A 22,033-nucleotide genomic window follows, 5' to 3' on the forward strand; every position below is an offset into this window, starting at 1 on the left:
GAGGACAAAACGGTGATAAATGAACGTTTAGGTGCAAATGTATTGAGTGCTTTGGTTATTTCAAACGTAGATGCTGGCCTTGCAGCTGCTTTGGAATTGAAGCCTCATCATAGAAGTCTAGGGATTGTAACTTCTGACTGTGATGATGTGACCTATGTCGCTTTAGATGAGGCAACTAAGGCAGCGGATGTAGAAGTGGTCTATGCTCGCAGTATGTATGCGGGTGCAGGAAATGCCTCTACGAAACTAGCAGGTGAAGTCATTGGTATATTAGCGGGACCAAATCCAGAGGAAGTCCGTAGTGGGTTGGATGTGGCTGTATATGAGATTGAAAATGGAGCAAGTTTCTATAGTGCTAATGAAGACAATAGTATCCCTTATTTTGCTCACTGTGTATCTCGAGCAGGTCATTATCTATCTGCAGGTGCCAATGCAGATGAAGGTACAGCAATAGCATATTTGATTGCTCCACCTGCTGAAGCTATGGTTGGCTTAGATGCGGCTTTGAAAGCAGCGGATGTGCAGGTTGGTGCCTTCTATGGTCCACCAAGTGAAACAAACTTTGCAGGTGGATTGTTGGTTGGTTCTCAATCAGCCTGCCGTGCTGCGTGTGATGCATTTGCAAGGACTGTTGTTTCTATCGCCAATGATCCAAAAAGCTACTAACTCTGAGATGAGGTAGATAAATGACACAAAAAGCACTAGGTTTAATTGAAGTAAAGGGTTATCTAGGAGCTGTTGTTGCAGCAGATGCAGCGTTAAAAGCAGCGAATGTGTCTTTGCTGAATATTGAAACGGTTAAGTCCGGATTGAATACGGTTCAGTTAATAGGAGATGTTAGTGCTGTTCGATCAGCTGTAGATGCAGCTGTGGAAGCAGTCCAAGATCACCCATATTACCTGACTAGTCATGTTATTTCGCGGTTGGATAATCAAACAAAGGTTTTATTCTCTGGGGCTCGTGAAGAAAAGCAAGAATATCATGTGGAAGTTGCGGAAACAGCGGAGAGTCAAGAAATTCCAACTAAAATAGAAAAAAAATCTTCTGAAGAAAGATCACCAAAAGAAGCAACCTCGTTAACTATTAAATATAAAAAAGAAGAACTTGAAAAGATGAAGGTTGTTGATCTAAGGAGTATAGCTTACCGCGAAGAAACAGTTGGTCTCAGTAAAAAAGAAATAAAATTTGCAAACAAGCTTCGTTTAATTGAAGCTCTGACAAATCTATAAGAAAGGAGCCTTTTTAAATGTATTTAGAAGATAAAGATCTTGTATCTATACAAGATGTGCGTCATCTAGTTCGTAAGGCTAAGTTGGCACAAGCAGAGCTAGCAGAAATGAGTCAAGAGCAAATTGACACGATTGTTAAAGTTGTTGCTAAAGCTTGTTACGACGAACGTGAGCGCTTAGCGAAGATGGCTGTTGAAGAAACAGGATTCGGTCGCTGGGAAGATAAGGTCTTGAAAAATGCTCTGGCTTCCAAGGGGATCCTAGAGGAAATCAGAGATATGCGAACTGTTGGTATTCTTCGTGAGGACAGAGAAAAGAAAATTACAGAGGTTGCTGTTCCAGTAGGAGTTGTGGCGGGACTTATTCCGTCGACCAACCCGACCTCAACGGTTATTTACAAAGCTTTGATTTCACTAAAAGCCGGGAATAGTATCGTCTTTTCACCTCATCCAAATGCTTTAAAATGTATCGTCGAAACGGTTGAAATTATCAAAAAAGCTGCTAAAAGTGCTGGTTGTCCAGATGGTGCCATTAGTGTGATTACACGTCCATCCATTCAAGCAACTAATGAACTCATGAAACACCCAGACACAAACCTGATTTTGGCAACGGGTGGTACTGCCATGGTCAAAGCAGCCTACTCATCTGGTACACCTGCTATTGGTGTTGGTCCTGGTAATGGTCCTGCTTTTATTGAGAGAACAGCTGATTTACCCAAAGCTGTGCGTCAAATTTTGGATTCAAAAACTTTTGATAATGGTGTGATTTGCGCGTCAGAACAATCGGTTATTGTTGAAGAAGATATGAAAGCAGCTGTCATCGCTGAATTTAAGAAACAGGGGGCTTACTTTGTTTCACCAGAAGATGCTAAGAAATTGGGTGCTTTCATTATCTTACCAAGCGGTGCTATGAATCCTAAGATGGTTGGTAAAACTCCACAGGTGATTGGTGAGCTGGCAGGCATTTCTGTTCCGGCAGGAGCTCGTGTCCTTATTGCAGAGGAAACAGGAGTTGGTAAGCAACATCCTTATTCAATGGAAAAATTGGCACCTGTTCTCGGTTTTTACACTGTTAAAAATTGGGAAGAAGCATGCAAATTGAGCATGAAGATTCTTCATCATGAGGGTGTAGGTCACACGATGGTGCTTCATACGCAAAACGAAGAAGTTATTCGAGAGTTTGCCCTTAAAAAGCCGGTTTCTCGTCTATTAGTTAATACTCCAGCAGCTCTTGGTGGTGTAGGAGCTACAACGGGACTCTTTCCAGCCTTTACGTTGGGTTGTGGAGCTGTAGGTGGTAGTGCAACATCTGATAATGTTAGTCCACTCAATCTTTTCAATATACGCCGTGTTGCTTATGGAACAGGTGAACTGGCAGATTTGAAAAAGGCTGATTCAGTCGTTGCAGAAAAGGTAGAGAGTCCTATCGCTGAGAATATCGATGAAGAAAAACTTGTCAACCTTTTAGTTCAACGTGTCCTTGACAAGTTGTCTAAATAAATATATTCGTAACATTTTATTATATATATTAGGAGGAATTAAAAATGGCAAATGCAAACGCATTAGGAATGGTAGAAACACGTGGTTTGGTCGGTGCAATTGAAGCAGCTGACGCAATGGTGAAAGCAGCTAACGTCACTTTGATCGGCAAAGAGCAAGTCGGAGGTGGCTTGGTAACCGTTATGGTTCGTGGAGATGTCGGTGCTGTTAAGGCTGCGACTGATGCTGGTGCAGCCGCAGCAGAAAATGTAGGTGAGTTGATTTCTGTGCATGTTATCCCACGTCCGCATGCAGAAGTAGAAGTTGTCTTACCAAAATAAGGAATAGATAACCAGCTATATCGTAAAAACTATATATATAAATTGGAGGAATTTATTATGTCAAACGCATTAGGAATGGTAGAAACACGTGGTTTGGTCGGTGCAATTGAAGCAGCTGATGCAATGGTGAAAGCGGCTAACGTCACTTTGATTGGCAAAGAGCAAGTCGGAGGTGGCTTGGTAACGGTTATGGTTCGTGGAGATGTTGGTGCTGTTAAGGCAGCGACCGATGCTGGTGCAGCCGCAGCAGAAAATGTAGGTGAGTTGATTTCTGTGCATGTTATCCCACGTCCACATGCAGAAGTAGAAGTTGTCTTGCCAAAATAAGGAATAGATAACCGCTTCAGAAGGATTCTATTGCTAAAGAATAGCTAGAATCCTTAAGGCGGTTTGTGCTGGAAGGGAGTGAAGATATGTCAGTTCTTACAGAAGCTAAGATTAGAAAGATGTTCCGTGAAGCGAAGATCGTAGAGCACGGAACATTTGAAGTCGCAACTGATCAAAAACTGACCCCAGCAGCCAAAGGATTTCTGACGGATCACCATGTCAATATTGTATCTGTTTCGTCACCTATTTTAAGTGAGAAGCGTGCAGCAGAGCATAGAGTTTGTGAGGTTAAGACCCTGGAAGACTCTGTTGTTTATTCGCAGCTTTACCGCTTAATGAAGCTCTATCCAATCTTTCTTACATGCCAAAGGGAACTTTATTTTGCCTTTCAGGCAGAAAAATGTGATCAAGTAGGAAGTCTCTTGAAAGTTGTAGAACATATTGTTGAAGGTCGTATTTTAGAGGATATTTCCTTGTATGGAGACCAATTCTTGACACATACAGAGTTGCAAGATATTCGCATAAGCAAGCAACTTAATCAGCAGAGTGTTTTAATAGGCTATCAAGAGCCGGTATGGAAGTTGGTGTTGTATACAGCCTATACAGAAGTAGAATTGCTCCGTAGAGAGTTAGAATATCTAGAAAATGGAGCAAAAGATTGTTTTCTTAGTCAAGTTTGTCAGCTTTTAAAATCAATAGAAGTCCTACTTTGGTTGATTACCAGTGAAGAAAGTTAGGAAGGAGGTACGGAATGTCTCTTGAGCAATTAGTCGATAAAATTGTTGAAAAAGTGAAACAAGAAATGGAAAATTCAGCTAGCTTGAGCGTTGAAGTTGAGGCAAGTGGACGTCATGTCCATCTTAGTCAAAAAGATTTGGAATTCTTATTTGGACCTGGCTATCAATTGACGAAAGTTAAGGATTTATCACAGCCTGGTCAGTATGCTTGTTCAGAGCGCTTAACTGTAGTAGGTCCAAAAGGAATTTTTCGAAATGTAGTGATCCTTGGACCGGTACGTCCTAAGTCACAGGTGGAAGTTTCTTTGACAGACTGTCTTCAGCTGGGGATAAAAGCACCAATTCGTGAGAGCGGCGATATCACCGGGACGCCTGGAGTTATTCTCATCAATGGCAATCGATCTCTGTCTTTAGATGAGGGCTTAATTGTTGCGAAACGTCACATACACATGACCCCTGAGGATGCTGAAAAGGCAGGAGTCATTAACAAGGAGATTGTACAGGTAGCGGTAGAGGGAGAGCGTCCACTTGTCTTCGATGATGTTGTGGTACGTGTACACCCTAACTTTGCGACTTACATGCATATTGACTACGATGAAGCTAATGCCTGTGGATTTACAAAAGGGATGCGTGGTCGGATCCTGAAGAAATCGTAAGGAAAGGCAGGGAAAAATGCACGATATTGATAGACTGGTTCAGTTAATTACAGAACGTTTGCTAGAAAAGGGTACGACATTAGAACAAAAATCGACTCTTTATGTCATTGGCGAAAAAAATTTATTGACTGAATTGAAGCAAGCGGGATATGTTATTGTTGAAGATTATCGGGCTGCTGATAAAATAATCGTAGATAACTTATCATTGGATAGTCTTTTAAGGGTAGCAGCTCTTTGTCCTACGACTAATGAAGAAACAGCACTTTTGACAGGCCTTCTAGAAGGAAAGCCAGTATGGGTGTCTGCAAGTATTCTAAATATAGAACGCTACAAGCAAACCTCAAAGTCAAGTCTGTACCGAGATTTGCTGAAACAAAAAACAACTCTAGAGAAATATGGAGTTTCCTATTATGAAGAAGGAGAATTGGGGGCAAAATTATCTGCTACAGAAATAAAAGCGGAACAGCCTCTACCTGCTCGGTTTGAAAAAACTCCTTTAAAGTCAGTAAGCCGTTTGGTAACCGAATCAAGACTGAGGGAAATGGGATTGGCTGAGGGTGACTGTTTCCAATTAGAAAAAGGAATGATTATTACAGCCTTAGCTCAAGATTATTTGAAACGTCATAAAATTACAGTTGTGAAATAGACTAAAAAAGGAGACAGTACGATGTTTGTTGGGAAAGTAAGAGGTAGCCTTTGGGCCACTCGGAAAGATGAGAAACTAAATGGTTTAAAATTCTTAGTGATAGAACGTCAGCTCAATAAACATCAGGTTGATCCTGTCTTGGTTGTTGCTGCTGACTGTATTGGAGCCGGGGAAGGGGATTTGGTATTGGTTTCCACAGGGAGTTCAGCCCGTGTAAGCCTCTCAAAACCTGATATTCCTGTTGATATGGTTATAACAGCAATTATTGATAAAGTAGATTATCCAGATGAAAATTAATGGAGATGGAGGAAGTTAATGACTCATGAGTATCAATGAAATCATTATCTATATTATGGTTCTCTTCATGTTAATCGGTGCTGTGGATAAGAGCATCGGTGGCAAGTTGGGACTAGGTGAAAAATTTGAAGAAGGTATTATGGCTATGGGAGCCTTAGCCTTATCCATGGCAGGGATTATGGTGGTGGCACCTATTTTGGCCAATATCCTAAAACCAGTAATTGTGCCATTGTATGGCTTGGTTGGTGCAGACCCATCAATCTTTGCTACAACCTTTATTGCCAACGATATGGGTGGAGCACCTTTGGCCTTGAGCTTGGCAGAAAATCCAGAAGTCGGTAATTTTGCTGCTTATGTCTTAGGATCAATGATGGGACCAACCATCGTATTTACCATCCCAGTTGCTTTGGGAATCATTGAAAAAGAGGATCGTCCGCTATTGGCGCGTGGGATTCTTTATGGTTTGGTGACTGTTCCGATTGGTTGCTTGGTTGGCGGTATTTTAGTTCCGGGCCTTTCATTTGGCACCTTATTGGTTAACCTGATTCCAATTGTTATTGTGGCGGGTTTGATTTTCTTAGGGTTGATGCTAGCACCAGATAGTATGATTAAAGGCTTTGAGGTGTTTGGTCAAATCATCGTTGTGGTAGCTACTTTAGGTCTTGCTTTCGGTGCGGCTCAGTTGTTAACAGGTAATGAATTCCTCTTGAGCCTCTATCCAGAAGGTGCAGATTTGCTGATGGAAGCCTTTGGTGTTGTAGGGTCTATTGCAGTGACTCTGGCAGGTGCTTTTGGTCTGGTAGCCGTCTTTACTAAAGTTGCTAACAAACCATTGTCAGCTATTGGTAAGTCTCTTGGCATGAATGAAGTCGGAGCTGCTGGTTTGGTAGCCTCTCTAGCCAACAACATTGCCATGTTCCAAATGTTGAAAGACATGGATAAACGCGGTAAAATCATCAACGTTGCTTTTGCCGTTTCCGCTTCGTTTGTTATCGGAGACCACCTAGGCTTTACAGCGGGTCAGAACCCAGAAATGATTGTGCCGATGATGATTGGTAAGATTGTTGGTGGTGTGACTGCTGTGATTTTGGCCTTCGCCCTCACCAAAAAAGAAGCTGAATGATGCATGAGAGGAGTATGTAATGAGCCATATTGACCGTTCAGAGTTAGAAGCTCTGGTGAAGAAAATTCTCTTAGAGGAATTAGTAACTAAAGATACTGCTAAACGAGTGAGTAAGTCAGGGGTGACCTCAATTGCTCTCCCAACATTGGATGTGCGTGATCAGGATCGTTTGGATACCGGGAATGCAACAGATAAGGTCTATACAAGAGATTTGTTATCGTTAGAAGAAAGTCCTCGCCTTGGTTTAGGGCTGATGACCATGGAGGACACGACCTTCCCTTGGCATTTGGATTACGATGAGGTAGATTACGTGATTGATGGTCGCCTAGACATTGTTGTTGGTGATGAAGTGATGTCAGCTGGTCCAGGTGAGATACTTTTTATTCCTAAAGGCAGTGACATTAAGTTTTCTGTTAAGGGGAAAGCACGTTTTATCTATGTTACTTATCCAGCTGATTGGCAGAATCAGTAAGCCATCATCGTTTGCCATTTACAATAAATAAAAAAGCTATTCATAACTTATCGGAGTTATGAATACTTTTTAGAATACATTGTGAATAATGTAACATTTTTCCGAGAAAGAGATTTATGATTTTCATTATTTTATAACTGCTATTTAACCTCTCTAATTTATATAGAATTTATCTTTGGAGATACGAAAGCAAAATATTCATAAGTTATTGGTTTTTTAATATATAGGTAAAGGAGAATCTCTTATGTCTAAACATGCAAATATTACAGAATTTATCGGTTCCAATCTAACTGGAGAGACAATTGGTTTGGTCATTGCTAATGTCGACCAACAATTACTCGACGCCATGCAGTTAGAAAAAAGGTACCGTTCTCTGGGGGTTTTAGGAGCTCGTACGGGTGCAGGTCCACACATTATGGCAGCGGATGAAGCAGTAAAAGCTACGAATACAGAAATTGTTAAAATCGAATTGCCCCGTGATACTAAAGGTGGTGCAGGTCATGGTAGTTTGATTATTTTTGGGAGTGATGATGTATCTGATGTTAGACGGGCTGTCGAAGTAGCTTTGAAAGAAATTGATCGTACTTTTGGAGATGTTTATGCGAATGAAGCGGGTCATATTGAATTGCAATATACCGCACGCTCTAGTTATGCTTGTGAAGCAGCCTTTGGTGCTCCCATTGGGAGAGCTTTTGGTGTAATCGTAGGTGCTCCGGCAGCGATTGGTGTTGTTATGGCTGATACTGCAGTAAAAGCGGCAACTGTTGATGTAGTATCATATTCTTCACCCAATAATGGAACGAGTTTCTCGAATGAGGTTATTTTGACTGTTAGTGGGGATTCTGGTGCGGTCAGGCAGGCAGTCATTTCTGCGCGTGAGGTAGGTAAACAGCTCTTAGCAACCTTGGGTGATGAACCAATCAGTACCCAACCTTCTTATATCTAACCAGGGGGAATGAAGACATGAGATCCAAACGTTTTGAAGTATTAAGTAAACGTCCAATTAACCAAGATGGTTTTGTGAAAGAGTGGGTAGAAGAAGGCTTGATGGCTATGGAAAGTCCAAATGATCCAAAACCAAGTATTAAGATTCAACATGGTGAGGTAGTAGAACTTGATGGGAAATCGAAAGAAGAATTTGACCTGATTGACCAGTTTATAGCGAACTATGGGATTGACTTGAGTCACGCTGAAGAAGTTATGGCCATGGATTCCAAAGAAATTGCTAATATGATTTTAACGCCTTCTGTTCCCCGTAGTGAAATCGTTAAGCTGACAAAAGCTATGACACCGGCTAAAATTGTGGAAATCGTTAGCCATATGAATGTTGTAGAAATTATGATGGCGGTCCAAAAAATGCGTACACGTAAACAAACGGCGACGCAGTCTCACGTCACAAACGTTAATGATAATCCTGTACAAATTGCTGCAGATGCGGCTGAGGGTGCTCTTCGTGGATTTGCTGAGCAAGAAACAACCGTAGCGGTTGCTCGTTACGCTCCATTCAACGCCTTAGGCATCATGATCGGTTCACAAGTCGGTCGTCCGGGGGTGTTAACTCAATGTGCCTTGGAAGAAGCAACAGAACTGGATTTGGGTATGCGTGGATTCACAGCTTATGCTGAAACCATCTCTGTTTATGGAACAGAAGATGTTTTCACAGATGGTGATGATACACCATGGTCTAAAGCTTTCTTGGCTTCAGCTTATGCTTCTCGTGGCCTAAAAATGCGATTTACATCAGGGACAGGTGCAGAAGTGCAAATGGGCCAAGCAGAAGGGAAATCCATGTTGTATCTAGAAGCCCGTTGCTTGTATATTACAAAAGCGGCAGGTGTACAGGGAACACAAAATGGTTCAGTATCTTGTATCGGCATCCCTGCTGCAGTTCCTAGTGGGATTCGTGCGGTTATCGCTGAAAATTTAATCGCTACTATGCTTGACTTGGAATGTGCTTCCTCTAATGATCAGACCTTCACACACTCTGATTTGCGTCGCTCAGTACGTACTTTAATGCAACTTGCTCCTGGTACAGACTTCATCAACTCTGGTTATTCTTCTACTCCAAATTATGATAATATGTTTGCTGGTTCAAATTGGGATGCGGAAGACTACGATGATTACAATATTCTTCAACGTGACTTGCGTGTGGATGGTGGTCTTCGTCCAGTGCGTGAAGAAGATGTCATTCAAGTTCGACGTAAGGCTGCTCGTGTCATGCAAGCTCTCTTCAAAGGTCTTGGTCTGCCAACAATTACAGATGAAGAAGTGGAGGCAGCAACATATGCTCATGGTTCAAAAGATATGCCTGAACGTGATAAGGTAGAGGATATCAAAGCTGCTGTCCACCTTTTGGAGCGTGGTGTAGAAGGTGTTGATCTGATTAAAGCCTTGGCAAATAATGGATTCCCAGATGTAGCGACCGAATTGCTCAATCTCTTCAAGCAACGTGTAGCTGGTGACTTCCTGCAAACTTCGGCTATCTTTGACCGCAACTGGAATGTTATCTCCGCTGTCAACTCCCCAAATGACTATACTGGTGTTGGAACTGGTAACCGCTTGGTTGGCCAAGAGTGGGAAAAAGTGAAAGATATTCCAAATGCGATTGATCCACGTGACATTTAGGAGGAAATAGGTATGACAACCATTGATGAAACATTGCTACGCTCACTGATTAAAGAAGCGTTGCAAGAAATGCAAGAAGAATCTGATTACTCAACATCCAAATCTGTCCAATCAACTCCATCCCTCCCTGATGAAAAAGCTATTGTTCGATCAAAAGGTATTGCCAAATCAAGCCGATCAGTTGATGAAGTTGTTATCGCTGTCGGTCCTGCCTTTGGTGTACAACAGGTCAAAACCATGGTGGATATTCCTCATAAGGAGGTGCTTCGACAGGTCGTTGCCGGTATTGAAGAAGAAGGACTTAAAGCGCGTGTGGTCAAAGTATTCCGGTCGTCAGACGTTGCCTTTGTTGCAGTAGAAGGCGACCACTTGTCAGGATCCGGCATTGCGATTGGGATCCAATCTAAAGGGACTGCCGTGATTCACCAGCGTGATTTGCCACCATTGAGCAATTTGGAACTATTCCCTCAAGCACCGCTTTTGACAGCTGAAACCTATCGCTTAATTGGAAAAAATGCGGCTAAATATGCTAAAGGTGAGACACCAAACCCAGTACCAACCCTAAATGACCAAATGGCGCGTCCAAAATACCAGGCTTATTCAGCCCTATTGCATATAAAGGAAACTAAGTTGGTAGAAAGAGGACGTCCTGCAGAAGAGTTGGAGTTGCTCTAGGCATCAGATAAATAGTAAAGGAGGCATATCATGAACGACTCTGTTGAATTATTAGTCAAGAAAATTTTAGAGGAGATGGTAGCAGAGAAACCAATGGCATTTACTCCGACATCACCTACCTCATCTGTTGGTGTAGAAGACTATCCAATTGCCCAAAAACATCCAGACTGGATTGTGGTTGGGGATAATAAAAAATTTGAGGACATTACTCTTGAAAACGTCTTGAACGGTTCTATTACCTCAAAAGACTTGCGAATTAAGCCGGAGATTCTCTTGAAACAGGGTGAAATCGCCAAAGCAGCTGGTCGTGAAGCTATTGAGTACAACTTCTCTCGTGCAGCAGAATTAACCAAAGTACCAGATGAGCGTGTGTTGGAAATATACAATGCCCTTCGTCCCTATCGCTCGTCAAAACAGGAACTATTTGACATTGCCAAAGAGTTAGACGAACGTTACCAAGCGAAAATCTGTGCGAGCTTTATCCGTGAAGCTGCAGAACATTACGAGCGACGTAAAAAACTTAAAGGCGATAACTAATTGCATAAGAAATCGGAGGAAAGAAGTATGGTATATGTAGTAGGCGTGGATATCGGCAACTCTTCAACAGAATCGGCCTTGGCCTGCATTGATACAAACGGTAACGTGACCTTTCTTTCCCATGCCTTGGCAGATACCACTGGTATCAAGGGGACTAAGGAAAATGTTCATGGCATTTATGAATCCTTGCGTCTTCTCTTTGAGCATGCGCCCATCTCTTTGAAAGATGTTTCCATGATTCGCATCAATGAGGCGACACCTGTTATTGGGGATGTGGCGATGGAAACCATCACAGAGACCATCATTACTGAATCAACTATGGTTGGTCACAACCCTCGGACTCCAGGAGGGCTTGGAATGGGGATTGGCTATACAGTTGATATCCTGAAGCTTATTGAAGAACCCCTTGATCGTGACTATGTAGTTGTGGTGTCTAAGCGAATTGATTTTGATGCGATAGCTCAGTTGATTAATGCCTACGTAGCACGTGGTTACAATATTAAAGCTGCTATTTTACAGGCAGATGACGGAGTATTAGTCCATAATCGTCTAGAACATAAGATTCCAATTGTTGATGAGGTTGCTTATATTGACAAGGTACCTATAGGGATGCGGGCTGCTGTAGAAGTTGCTTCTACAGGTAAGGTGATTTCTCAGCTATCTAACCCATATGGCATTGCAACCGTCTTTGAATTAGACGCCCAAGATACTAAGCATGTTGTCCCAATTGCCCGTGCTTTGATCGGAAACCGATCAGCTATCGTGATAAAAACACCTGAAGGAGATGTTCAAGCACGGAAAATTCCCGCAGGTAGTATCAAGATAATGGGAACTTACCAGACACAGACAGTAGATGTTGCGACAGGAGCTACTACTATTATGGAGCATGTCTCTATGGTAGATGGCATTGAAGATGTCACGGGTGAAGCAGGTACCAATGTGGGTGGCATGCTGGAAAAAGTCCGCCAAATCATGGCTCAACTGACTGAAAAAAGAGTTGAGGATATTAAAATCCAAGACATCCTAGCGGTTGATACCTTTGCTCCTGTGACGGTAAAAGGTGGTTTGGCGGGTGAATATTCTATGGAACAAGCAGTCGGCATTGCCTCCATGGTCAACTCGGACCGTTTGCAGATGTCGCTTATTGCGGATGAGGTGGAAAAAGAGCTAGGAATTCCTGTAGAAATAGGAGGGGCAGAAGCCCATTCTGCTATTCTAGGTGCCTTAACGACACCTGGAACATCCAGACCATTGGCTATTTTAGATCTGGGGGCTGGGTCAACGGATGCTTCTATTATGAGTGCCGATGGTGAGATTAAAGCTGTCCATTTAGCAGGTGCGGGCGATATGGTGACGATGTTAATCAATTCAGAATTAGGGTTAGAAAACCGTCACTTGGCAGAAGATATAAAAAAATACCCATTGGCCAAGGTGGAAAGTCTATTCCATATTCGACATGAAGATGGAACGGTTGAATTTTTTGATAAGCCACTCAGTAGCGACTTGTTTGCCCGTGTCATCATTGTTAAAGATAGAGGCGAGTATACGCCGCTAGAGCAGGAGGTTTCTATTGAAAAAGTTAAACTCGTTCGACAGTCAGCCAAAGAACGTGTTTTTGTCATTAATGCTATTCGAGCTCTCAGGAGTGTTAGTCCAACCAGAGACATTCGTGATATTCCATTTGTTGTGATTGTTGGAGGTTCTGCCTTGGACTTTGAAGTGCCGCAGCTAATTACAGATGCTTTATCGCAAAGTTACATTGTCGCAGGTCGAGGAAATATCAGGGGGATAGTTGGTCCGCGCAATGCAGTGGCAACTGGTTTAATTTTGTCTTATTGCAAAGAAAGATGGGGAAAGTATGATGAGTGCCCAAGTGTGTAAACCTGTCATTATCATCTATGGTACAGGAAAAGTATCAGAAGCTTTGCTGGAGCAGATTCAGTTTGGGATAGAAGAAGAAGGGATCCCCTATTTTTATGAAGAACATCCAGAGAGGACTGGGAAGAATCTTGTATCATTAGCATATGCAGCTGCTCAATCTTCTGCTTTATCTGTGGGGATTGCTTTGGATGAGATGGCAATAGTAGTCCACTACCGAAACCTACGAGAGGAACAATTTGTTTATCAATTAAAGAATTTGAAAGAACAAGAGGCATCAGTCCTTCGAATACTAGGTGGAAATGCGGCAAAATTAGTCAAAGGCATCCCCCTAATTGGACATCTTGCTTTTGAAGTTTCTTTTTAAGAGACAAAGAATAAGGACACTAGAAAGAAGGTGATCTTGATTTGGAACGATGGGAGAAAAACTTAGAAGACTACTGTTCAACTCCTGCTTTTGTTCAAGAGGTCGTGGATAGATGTTGCCAGCTTCTGAAGGGGAAAACGGATGTGCAACCGCTCAATATCCACAGTGAGGCTTGGGAGATAGTTTCTCGGGCAAATGAGAAAGCTCAAGAATTAGGTATTTCTATAGTGGTTTCCGTTGTAGATGCAGCAGGTCATGTGGTCATGACCTACCGTATGGAAAATGCTTTGCTAGTTAGTTCAGAGATGTCCTATAAGAAAGCTTATACAGCAGTAGGGATGCGGATGGCATCAAAGGACTTGGCTCCCCTAACCCAGCCTGGTCAATGGCTCTACCAACTAGAAATCATGTCCGACAACAAAATTGTGAGCCTACCAGGTGGGATTCCTATTTTTGAAGGAGAGCGTTTAGCAGGAGGTATTGGCGTTAGTGGCGGTAATGCCCGAGAAGATCAATTAATTGCGGAGTATGCTGTACAGCATCTGCAGGCTGGAAAATAAGGAGAAATAAAACAATATGCAATACTATATTGGTGAATTTTTAGGCACTATGGTGCTGATTGCTTTAGGGGCTGGTTTTGGCTCCTCCATCAGTTTGAACCATTCCTTATCCAAAAACTTATCTCCTAACTTTTTAACCATCACGATTGCTTGGGGATTTGCGGTGATGTTTGGAGTATCTGTTGCGGGTTTCTTTGAGACAGGAGGTCATTTAAATCCTGCTGTCACGCTTGCTTTTGCGTTAGGTGGTTTGTTTGACTGGAGTATGGTAGCAGGGTACATTATTGCACAGCTTTTGGGAGCTTTTGTAGGCTCTGCTATTGTTGTTGTTCATTATTATCCTCACTTTATGGCAACTAAACCAGAAGAAGGGAATACAGTTGGCATCTTTGCGACTACTCCAGCTATTTCAACGCCATTTTTCAACCTTATTAGCGAAATCATTGCAACTTTTTTCTTTATCTTCATTCTTCTTTTGATGAATACAGGCAGCTTTGTCGCAGGGGTGGCTCCAATTTCTGTAGCCTTCTTGGTCATGGCAATCGGACTGTCGTTTGGTTCAACAACTGGTTATGCGATCAATCCAGCACGTGACTTTGGTCCACGTTTGGCTTATGCTATCTTGCCTATTCCAAACAAGGGAGAGGCACATTGGGACTATGCTTGGATTCCAATCCTTGCACCTATTATTGGTGCAACTTTGGCTGTTTTTGTCTTCCAGTGTTTGGTTAGCTAGAGTGAATAGAAGGAGAATGTATGTCCCAGATTTTTGCCATAAATGCAGGAAGTTCCTCTTTGAAATTTCAATTACTAGCTATGCCAGAAGAAAGGGTTATAGCTAAAGGAAATTTTGAGCGAATTGGTGAGGAAGATACCCTGTTTAGTCTCACGGTAGAAGGCCAAACGGTGAAAGAGTCCCTACCAGGAATAACCCACAAACAAGCTGTTTCTTACCTGTTGGATATCTTACACCAGAAAGAGGTTCTGGGTTCTCTAGAGAATATTGCTGGTGTGGGTCATAGAGTAGCACACGGAGGTGTTCATTTTAAACAATCTGCCTTGGTCACACCTGAAGTTTTACGTATTATTGAAGAGTTGTCTTTATTAGCTCCTAGCCATAATCCTATCAATTTGCAGGTCATCAAAGCTTTTCAAGAATTTTTACCGAGTGTGCCAAATGTAGCTGTATTTGATACAGCATTCCACCAAACGTTAGCTCCTGAGCATTATCTCTATCCCTTACCTAAGCGTTATTATGAACAGTATGGCATACGCAAGTATGGTTTCCATGGAACCAGCCATAAATATATTGCATACAAAGCAGAGGAAGTATTAGCGCAAGAAAATTTACGAATTATTTCCTGCCATTTGGGAAATGGGGCGAGCATCTGTGCTATTCGTAATAAAGAGTCAGTTAATACTTCTATGGGCTTTACACCTTTGGCAGGGGTGATGATGGGTTCGCGTAGCGGTGATATTGATCCAGCTATTATTCCATTTTTAATGGAACAAGAAGGAATGAGTTCAAAAGCTATCATAGATATGTTGAATAAAGAATCTGGTTTGTTAGCTGTTTCGGAACTGAGTAATGACTTGCGGGAGATTCAGTTTGCCTATGCACGTAGATCTAGCAAGGCAGCCTTAGCGATCAATATGTTTGTCAATCGAATTGCCTACACTATAGCCCAGTACCATCTAGATTTGGGTGGTGTGGATGCGATTGTTTTTACAGCTGGCATTGGAGAAAATTCTGCGATTATTCGTCAGAAAATTACTGAAAAATTAGTAGCTTTGGGAGTTCATCTAAACAAGGAAGCCAATGAAACCTCCCAAATCTGTATTCATGCACTAAATTCCAGTATCAAGCTTTTAGTTCTACCAACCAATGAAGAGTTGATGATTGCATTGGAAACCCTCGAACTAATTTCATAGTATTTGACTGGAAATAGCTCAGGGGAAACGAATCTTTGTTAGAAAGCTATTAACACTTGGTGTATGCTAATCGCTATCAAGCAAACAATGGCATATAAAAAAATTAAGTAACGGCCTTGTTCCTCATTTTAAGAGGAGCAGGGTCTTGTGTTTTACTTGAAATCGTTCATTTGTAGGTATCCAATGACTGACTCTTCAAAACTTTTTGATTATCAAGTCATCCTTTAGGTGGCAAAATAAATGCGCAATAAGGCTTAATCATGCATTTACTACCTTTATATCAAGAGAGTAGTGAATGGTGCTATTATCTGGGTATTCTCGAGACGTATACTGTGAAACTGGATCATTATGGATAAACAGTGGAAAATATGAATTCGCATAATAGAGCTGTTATCACGATACGTAATGGCACTGAAATAGGGATCCATACAGAATAAAGATCATATCATTTGAGGACCATTTCTTATTAAGTGCTAGAGTTGTAAACTCAGGATTGATACTATTTGCAAAACAGATCTCGGTGCACTAAACACGTGGACGGCGAACGATAGAAAAAGGACCAGAATTCGCTTCTTCTAGTCACTTTTCCCGAGTTAACGATTGACAAAAGTGAATTCTAAAATCGGCTTCAGATTGCCTTATAATGCGAGTTACACCATTTGGGTGAAAAGTTATGGGCTGTCCCTGTTCTCATTAAAAATCAACACTTGACATCTTAGTCTTCTTTTAGGCAGACAAAAAACTCCCTTACTAGATTGATTGAGAAAATAGTCACTAAATCTAGTAAGGGAGTATGTTATTATGCTCAGTTGTCAGAGTTTTTGATAGGAGGCTGGGACAAAAGTCCTAACCTCTCAAATGGTTTTTAATTTTCAAGCAAGGCGCAGTGGTTGAGTGGGCTCTAATTCCCTGATTTTATCAGCTTTTACAGCCCTACTCAACTGTGCGGAGGTGGGACCACAAAATCGAATTCTTACGAATTACCGATTTTTGTCCCACTCTCGGAGATATTTGTTTGGTGTGTGAGTTTTACTGGGACAGATGTCCGAGTCTGGGTTAGTAGCTTTTTTAAAAACTTTATTGCATTTGTAGCCCATTAAAGATCAATTTCCATGACAATAGGGGTATGATCTTGACGCGCGCCAGAATCGAGCATTTCAGAGCGAGTGACCTTGTCAGCGATGCGGTTGCTAGTCAACCAGTAATCAATTCTCCAGCCAGTATTGTTGATTTTGCTAGTCCGGCTACGTTGAGCCCACCAGGTGTAAGCGCCGGTGATGTTACCGTGCAGGTGGCGGAAGGTATCTGTGAAGCCACGCGCCAGCAAATTGGTAAATCCTTGGCGTTCCTCATCAGTAAAGCCAGGAGATTGTCGGTTGCTGGCTGGATTGGCCAGGTCAATCTCATGGTGGGCGACATTATAATCACCGGTAGCTAGGACTGGTTTACTGTAGTCCAATTCGCTTAGGTAATCAGCATACTTTTTATCCCAGATTTGACGGTCAGCTAGGCGACGTAGCCCGTCGCCAGCATTGGGGGTATAAACTTGCGTAACAAAGAAATTGTCAAACTCTAAGGTAATGATACGACCTTCGGAATCCATGGTCGTTGGTGAACCGATCTCTGGGAAACTGATAATGGGGGTCAGGTCCTTGCGGTAGAGGAACATAGTTCCAGCATAGCCTTTTCGGGCTGGCTCGCAGGATGAGCGCCAGACGATAGCATAGCCTGGGAAGTAGGTTTCAAGGACTTCCAGATGTTTTTTAGTAGGTCCTTTATCAGACAGTTTCGTTTCTTGAATAGCAATGATATCAGCGTTTTCAACAGCTAAGGTGTTGAGGACCGCACGAGATAACAAAGCACGGGGACTATCAGACGTAAGGGCAGCGTTGAGGGAATCAATATTCCATGAAATGAGTTTCATAAGGGATCCTTTTCTAAATATTAATGAGAGATCAATGTGAGAATGAAAGAGAATCTGCTAAGACGAGATTGCAATGGATACAGCCTTGACCTAGTGTCTGCTAAGCCACCCTTCTAACCAGTAAAGGGACCTGTTGGTACCTGTTTTAAGAAAAGGCAAATAAGCAGCTTGTTCAGAACTTTCCTAAACTTTGCAAGGTGCATTTTTTGCAAAGTCTAGGGTTGCTGAGTGAACCGTTAGTAAAGCACATAACCAGTGATCGGCATAACGTCAGGGGACAGTAAACTTGAAATTAGCCTTTACTTTAGCCGGCTAAAGTAAAAGTTGCTTAGTTGATGAATCATTCTATTTCATTATACCAAAAAGTCCTCAGAAGTGAGGACTTAGTGTTTGGGTTTCAGTAAGCCGTACGCCCTAAAATTAGCAACTGAAAAAAATATGAGATAGAGGTACTATCTAGGAAGGGACGCTCAAATAACTAGGCAGATTGGTATTGATTCTACAAGGGATTTTCAGAAAGATCAATCGCATTCTAGACTGGCTTATTGCCAAGCAGGAGCAGTTGTTTCAGCGCTTAACCACTCAATCCATCTATGATCTCTGATATCACAAAGAGAGAGAGAAATGCCTTCCATGTCGAGATTGGTCATAAACCGACCAGAATGGACAAACTCAATCTTTAATCCCTCAATATCCAACAAATCTAGGACTTGCTCCTGGAATTGTTGGATGACATCTGGAGGAGTTTGCCCTAGATTATTAATCAAGAGCGCAAAGCCTTGTCCCTCTTTCCAGCGGAAAAAGAGTCTGAGCTTGTTGATGAGTTCGATGGCTAATTTTTCACTTGAAATGAAGGGGACAGTTCGATACCCCGCCTCCCCATGTATTCCCACTCCGTAAGAAATGAATCCCTCCTGTAAGTGAAAAAGCGGTTTTTGACTAAGGAGACAATGAGGTGCTCTTGTGGCAACGCCTAAAGTCGCAATGGAAGGGGCAAGCTTTAATGCGAGCTGTTCTAAATGCTCTAGACTGGCGCCTTCTTGAGCCGCTTGCCCTAAAATTTTATGGAGGAAAAGGGTACCAGCTACCCCGCGATGTCTGATGGAAAATCTTTCTTCGACAGAGATGTCATCATGGGAAATGATATACCGAATATCTCTGCCTTCCTGCCGACAGACCTCAATAGCCTTTTGAAAGACTTTTATATCAGCTAAAAAATTCTTAATAATGACAAAGACTCCCTGGCCCTTATCAAGGAATCGGATAGCTGCGATGATTTCTTGTGGAGTTGGAGGGATAAAAAGATCTCCGGCTATGGCACCAGCTAACATGCCCTGCCCAATATAGCCAAAATGGGCAGGTTCATGGCCACTTCCTCCGCCCGAAAGGAGAGGCACGAGTTTATCATCGTGCTCGGAATCATAAAGAAAGCGCGATTGTCCCAGGCGCTTGATATGGGGAGCCTCTGTCAAAAGGTCATGAATATGTTTTTCAATATAATGCAGGTGTTTATCCATGGGCAGCTCTCCTGAGGTCTGAATGGTAGTCTAAAAAAGAAAGAAGGAGATCTTCAGTGTGTTGGGCTAATTGAAAGAAATCTGAGCCCTCGTCATTAAGGTTGGATTTAATGGTTTGAGCTAGGGCAGCCGCATGGTAGTGAAAAAAGAAATTTTTTTCAGCTTGCGGAAGCTGAAAGGCATGCTCCTGACTGTGTTCTGCAACAATCTTGACCACGAGCTGGAGACAATAATCTTGAAAATAGCTCAAAAAATCATTTTGCGTCTGTACGGCAAACAGCGCCTTGTAAAAGGTTCGGTTTTGATCAAAGAAGTAAAAAATCTCATGCAAGAGTCCGATACCAGAGATGTAGTTTAGATTGTCAATGATTTGTTCTTGTAACTCGGTTTTGAAGATCCATTCTAAGAGTTCGTATTTATCCAAGAAATGGCTATAAAAAGTCTGGCGTCTCATCTGAGCTTCTTGCATAATGTCTGTGACAGATACCTTTTCAAAATCCTTGTCTTTTAGGACGCTTTTAAAGGCCTTAGCGATTCTTTTTTTGGTGATAATAGAGGATGTCATTTGATCTCCTATCAATTGATCTATTTCAGTTTATCACGCTTTGGTGATCATACGAAGGGACAGATTTTAGAAATTGTCCCTTTTCATTTGAAGCGCTTTCTTTTATACTAATTATATCAAAGCAAGCGGTTTTTAGCTGATTTAAAAACCAGAAAATTTAAAAAGGAGTTTTTCTCATGAAGAAAATTATCAACCAGCCAACAGCCGTTGTCGATGAAATGCTGGAAGGCCTCTGCTATGTCCACAGTGATTTGGTGGAACGCTTAGAAGGCTTTGAAGTCATCAAACGCAAGGCAGAAAAAACAGGCAAGGTCGGCCTGATTTCTGGCGGTGGTTCAGGACATGAGCCGTCTCACGCAGGCTTTGTCGGCGAAGGCATGCTATCTGCCGCTGTCTGTGGTGCCGTCTTTACGTCGCCAACCCCAGACCAAGTTCTTGAAGCCATCAAGGCAGCAGATGAAGGGGCAGGGGTCTTCATGGTGATCAAGAACTATTCTGGCGACATCATGAATTTTGAAATGGCGCAAGAATTGGCAGAGATGGAAGGCATTGACGTCGCTAGCGTGATTGTCGATGATGACATCGCCGTAGAAGATAGCCTTTACACCCAAGGCAAACGTGGTGTGGCAGGAACTATTTTGGTTCATAAAATCTTGGGACATGCCGCACGAGCAGGCAAAACGCTAGCAGAAATCAAGGAACTAGCAGATGAATTGGTCCAAAACATTCACACTATCGGTGTAGCGCTTAGTGGTGCCACTGTCCCAGAAGTTGGCAAACCTGGTTTTATCTTGGAAGAAGATGAAATTGAGTACGGCGTTGGGATTCACGGCGAACCTGGCTACCGCAAGGAAACATTGCATTCTTCTAAGGTCTTGGCAGAAGAATTGGTCGGCAAGTTATTAGAGTCATTCGAGGCCAAATCAGGAGAGCGTTATGGTCTCTTGATTAACGGCCTTGGTGCAACACCGTTGATGGAGCAGTATGTTTTTGCCAACGATGTTGCAGGTCTCTTGGCTGACAAGGGCATTGAGGTGACCTACAAAAAACTAGGCAACTACATGACTGCGATCGACATGGCAGGCCTATCCTTGACCTTGATTAAATTAGAAAACGACACTTGGCTGGAAGCCCTCAATAGTCCAGTCACAACAGCAGCGTGGGGGTAAAATTATGAAAACAGAAACCAGTATCAAATGGATGACCCTCTTCAATGAGAAAATCCAAGCCAACAAAGATTACCTGAGCGAGCTGGATACCCCTATCGGTGACGGCGACCACGGTGGCAATATGGCACGAGGCCTAGCTGCTGTCACGGAAGAGCTTGGCAAACAGTCACCAGAAACCGCAGCAGATGTCTTCAAAATTGTCTCCATGCAACTGCTCAGCAAGGTCGGCGGTGCTTCAGGGCCGCTCTACGGCTCTGCCTTTATGGGCATCATGAAGGGCCAACAAGCAGGCGATTCACTGGCAGATAGTTTGGCGGCTGGTCTTGAGATGATCCAAAAACGTGGCAAGGCAGAGGTAGGTGAAAAGACCATGGTCGACATCTGGAGCAAGGTTGTTGACAGCCTGCGAGCAGGTGAATTGACAGAAGAAGTGATTGACCAGACGGTTGAGGCCAGTAAGAGCCTCCAAGCCACCAAGGGAAGAGCTTCTTATGTCGGTGAACGTTCGGTGGGGCATATTGACCCAGGTACCTATTCCTCTGGCTTGCTCTTCAAATCCTTGATAGAAGCAGGTGGCTTGGATGAGTAAGGTTGGCATTATTCTCGTTTCTCACTCCAAACAGCTGGCTCAGGGGATTGCGGACTTGATTGCCGAAGTGGCCAAAGACATTGACTTGACCTATGTTGGTGGAACACCAGAAGGGAAAATCGGCACCAGTTTTGACCAGGTCCAAGAAATAGTTGATAGCAATCCTTGCCACACCTTGCTGGCCTTCTTTGACCTAGGCAGTGCTCGGATGAATCTGGAAATGGTTGCGGATTTTTCAGACAAAGACATCCGCATCCAGCAGGTGCCAGTGGTTGAGGGTGCCTATATCGCTTCGGCTCTCTTGCAGGCAGGGGCTGATTTGGACACGATTTTGGCCCAGTTAAACGAACTGACCATCAATAAATAACAAATTTATAAAAGGAGAAGAC

General features: G+C 42.7%; 26 protein-coding genes. 23 read left to right on the forward strand and 3 right to left on the reverse strand.

Translation table 11 applies throughout. The annotated features are described in order from the left end of the window. The first annotated feature begins 12 nt into the window (after window positions 1-12). From eutL to ABID29_RS01505, 20 genes are all read left to right on the forward strand, one after another. A complete protein-coding gene (gene eutL / locus ABID29_RS01410) occupies window positions 13-666 on the forward strand; it encodes an ethanolamine utilization microcompartment protein EutL (RefSeq protein ID WP_168549225.1) in 654 nt (217 codons plus the stop codon). Between the two features lie 20 nt (window positions 667-686). Then, window positions 687-1,229 (forward strand): BMC domain-containing protein, encoded by a 543-nt coding sequence (locus ABID29_RS01415; protein WP_354363881.1) that lies wholly within the window; start codon window positions 687-689, stop codon window positions 1,227-1,229. 17 nt (window positions 1,230-1,246) lie between these two features. Next, entirely contained in the window at window positions 1,247-2,728 is a 1,482-nt protein-coding gene (locus ABID29_RS01420; protein WP_354363882.1) for an acetaldehyde dehydrogenase (acetylating), read from the forward strand. A gap of 44 nt (window positions 2,729-2,772) precedes the next feature. Continuing rightward, on the forward strand, window positions 2,773-3,048 hold the full coding sequence (locus tag ABID29_RS01425) for a BMC domain-containing protein (RefSeq protein WP_354363883.1): 276 nt from the start codon (window positions 2,773-2,775) through the stop codon (window positions 3,046-3,048). Window positions 3,049-3,105: 57 nt separating this feature from the next. Next, window positions 3,106-3,375: a BMC domain-containing protein gene (locus ABID29_RS01430; protein ID WP_168548984.1), complete on the forward strand. Its 270-nt coding sequence runs from the start codon at window positions 3,106-3,108 to the stop codon at window positions 3,373-3,375. Between the two features lie 86 nt (window positions 3,376-3,461). Beyond that, window positions 3,462-4,112, forward strand: coding sequence for a hypothetical protein (locus ABID29_RS01435; RefSeq protein ID WP_354363885.1), 651 nt, complete (start codon window positions 3,462-3,464; stop codon window positions 4,110-4,112). A 14-nt stretch (window positions 4,113-4,126) separates the two neighbouring features. Next, on the forward strand, window positions 4,127-4,768 hold the full coding sequence (eutD, locus tag ABID29_RS01440) for an ethanolamine utilization phosphate acetyltransferase EutD (protein ID WP_168548986.1): 642 nt from the start codon (window positions 4,127-4,129) through the stop codon (window positions 4,766-4,768). A gap of 16 nt (window positions 4,769-4,784) precedes the next feature. Further along, on the forward strand, window positions 4,785-5,414 hold the full coding sequence (locus ABID29_RS01445; protein ID WP_354363886.1) for an ethanolamine utilization protein: 630 nt from the start codon (window positions 4,785-4,787) through the stop codon (window positions 5,412-5,414). Between the two features lie 21 nt (window positions 5,415-5,435). After that, a complete protein-coding gene (locus ABID29_RS01450; protein ID WP_168548988.1) occupies window positions 5,436-5,711 on the forward strand; it encodes a EutN/CcmL family microcompartment protein in 276 nt (91 codons plus the stop codon). Between the two features lie 25 nt (window positions 5,712-5,736). Next, entirely contained in the window at window positions 5,737-6,834 is a 1,098-nt protein-coding gene (locus tag ABID29_RS01455) for an ethanolamine utilization protein EutH (RefSeq protein WP_354363888.1), read from the forward strand. A 19-nt stretch (window positions 6,835-6,853) separates the two neighbouring features. Continuing rightward, on the forward strand, window positions 6,854-7,306 hold the full coding sequence (locus ABID29_RS01460) for a cupin domain-containing protein (protein ID WP_354363889.1): 453 nt from the start codon (window positions 6,854-6,856) through the stop codon (window positions 7,304-7,306). 244 nt (window positions 7,307-7,550) lie between these two features. Further along, window positions 7,551-8,252 (forward strand): propanediol utilization microcompartment protein PduB, encoded by a 702-nt coding sequence (pduB, locus tag ABID29_RS01465; protein WP_168548991.1) that lies wholly within the window; start codon window positions 7,551-7,553, stop codon window positions 8,250-8,252. Window positions 8,253-8,269: 17 nt separating this feature from the next. Beyond that, entirely contained in the window at window positions 8,270-9,931 is a 1,662-nt protein-coding gene (locus ABID29_RS01470; protein ID WP_354363891.1) for a propanediol/glycerol family dehydratase large subunit, read from the forward strand. A gap of 12 nt (window positions 9,932-9,943) precedes the next feature. Further along, the gene (locus tag ABID29_RS01475; protein ID WP_354363893.1) at window positions 9,944-10,606 is read left to right on the forward strand and encodes a propanediol/glycerol family dehydratase medium subunit; all 663 of its coding nucleotides are present in this window, start codon (window positions 9,944-9,946) and stop codon (window positions 10,604-10,606) included. 30 nt (window positions 10,607-10,636) lie between these two features. Continuing rightward, window positions 10,637-11,143 (forward strand): diol dehydratase small subunit, encoded by a 507-nt coding sequence (locus ABID29_RS01480; protein ID WP_354363894.1) that lies wholly within the window; start codon window positions 10,637-10,639, stop codon window positions 11,141-11,143. A gap of 27 nt (window positions 11,144-11,170) precedes the next feature. Continuing rightward, complete coding sequence (locus ABID29_RS01485; protein ID WP_354363896.1) at window positions 11,171-13,024, forward strand: diol dehydratase reactivase subunit alpha; 1,854 nt, start codon at window positions 11,171-11,173, stop codon at window positions 13,022-13,024. Further along, window positions 13,002-13,388, forward strand: a complete 387-nt coding sequence (locus ABID29_RS01490) for a glycerol dehydratase reactivase beta/small subunit family protein (RefSeq protein WP_354363897.1) — start codon at window positions 13,002-13,004, stop codon at window positions 13,386-13,388. The genes ABID29_RS01485 and ABID29_RS01490 overlap by 23 nt, the downstream gene beginning before the upstream one ends. 41 nt (window positions 13,389-13,429) lie before the next feature. After that, window positions 13,430-13,948: a GlcG/HbpS family heme-binding protein gene (locus ABID29_RS01495; protein WP_354363899.1), complete on the forward strand. Its 519-nt coding sequence runs from the start codon at window positions 13,430-13,432 to the stop codon at window positions 13,946-13,948. 16 nt (window positions 13,949-13,964) lie between these two features. Continuing rightward, complete coding sequence (locus tag ABID29_RS01500; RefSeq protein ID WP_168548998.1) at window positions 13,965-14,684, forward strand: MIP/aquaporin family protein; 720 nt, start codon at window positions 13,965-13,967, stop codon at window positions 14,682-14,684. 20 nt (window positions 14,685-14,704) lie between these two features. Next, window positions 14,705-15,880 carry an acetate/propionate family kinase gene (locus tag ABID29_RS01505; RefSeq protein ID WP_354363901.1) on the forward strand — a complete coding sequence of 392 codons (1,176 nt, stop codon included), beginning with the start codon at window positions 14,705-14,707 and terminating at the stop codon, window positions 15,878-15,880. Window positions 15,881-16,976: 1,096 nt separating this feature from the next. Here ABID29_RS01505 and ABID29_RS01510 read toward each other — a convergent pair. From ABID29_RS01510 to dhaS, 3 genes are all read right to left on the reverse strand, one after another. Next, the gene (locus tag ABID29_RS01510; protein ID WP_354363903.1) at window positions 16,977-17,804 is read right to left on the reverse strand and encodes an exodeoxyribonuclease III; all 828 of its coding nucleotides are present in this window, start codon (window positions 17,802-17,804) and stop codon (window positions 16,977-16,979) included. 542 nt (window positions 17,805-18,346) lie between these two features. Then, entirely contained in the window at window positions 18,347-19,321 is a 975-nt protein-coding gene (dhaQ, locus tag ABID29_RS01515; RefSeq protein ID WP_354363905.1) for a DhaKLM operon coactivator DhaQ, read from the reverse strand. Further along, the gene (gene dhaS, locus ABID29_RS01520; RefSeq protein ID WP_354363906.1) at window positions 19,314-19,886 is read right to left on the reverse strand and encodes a dihydroxyacetone kinase transcriptional activator DhaS; all 573 of its coding nucleotides are present in this window, start codon (window positions 19,884-19,886) and stop codon (window positions 19,314-19,316) included. The genes dhaQ and dhaS overlap by 8 nt, the downstream gene beginning before the upstream one ends. Before the next feature lie 176 nt (window positions 19,887-20,062). Between dhaS and dhaK the strand changes: the two genes are divergently transcribed. Genes dhaK through dhaM form a run of 3 tightly spaced genes read left to right on the forward strand, consistent with a single transcriptional unit; the run spans window position 20,063 to window position 22,011 of the window. Beyond that, a complete protein-coding gene (gene dhaK / locus ABID29_RS01525) occupies window positions 20,063-21,055 on the forward strand; it encodes a dihydroxyacetone kinase subunit DhaK (protein WP_354363908.1) in 993 nt (330 codons plus the stop codon). A gap of 4 nt (window positions 21,056-21,059) precedes the next feature. Then, window positions 21,060-21,644, forward strand: coding sequence for a dihydroxyacetone kinase subunit DhaL (dhaL, locus tag ABID29_RS01530; protein ID WP_354363910.1), 585 nt, complete (start codon window positions 21,060-21,062; stop codon window positions 21,642-21,644). Further along, window positions 21,637-22,011: a dihydroxyacetone kinase phosphoryl donor subunit DhaM gene (dhaM, locus tag ABID29_RS01535; RefSeq protein ID WP_354363911.1), complete on the forward strand. Its 375-nt coding sequence runs from the start codon at window positions 21,637-21,639 to the stop codon at window positions 22,009-22,011. Before dhaL ends, dhaM begins: the two co-directional genes overlap by 8 nt. Window positions 22,012-22,033: the final 22 nt, after the last annotated feature.

This window comes from Streptococcus rupicaprae (assembly GCF_040545225.1).
GTDB lineage: Bacteria > Bacillota > Bacilli > Lactobacillales > Streptococcaceae > Streptococcus > Streptococcus rupicaprae.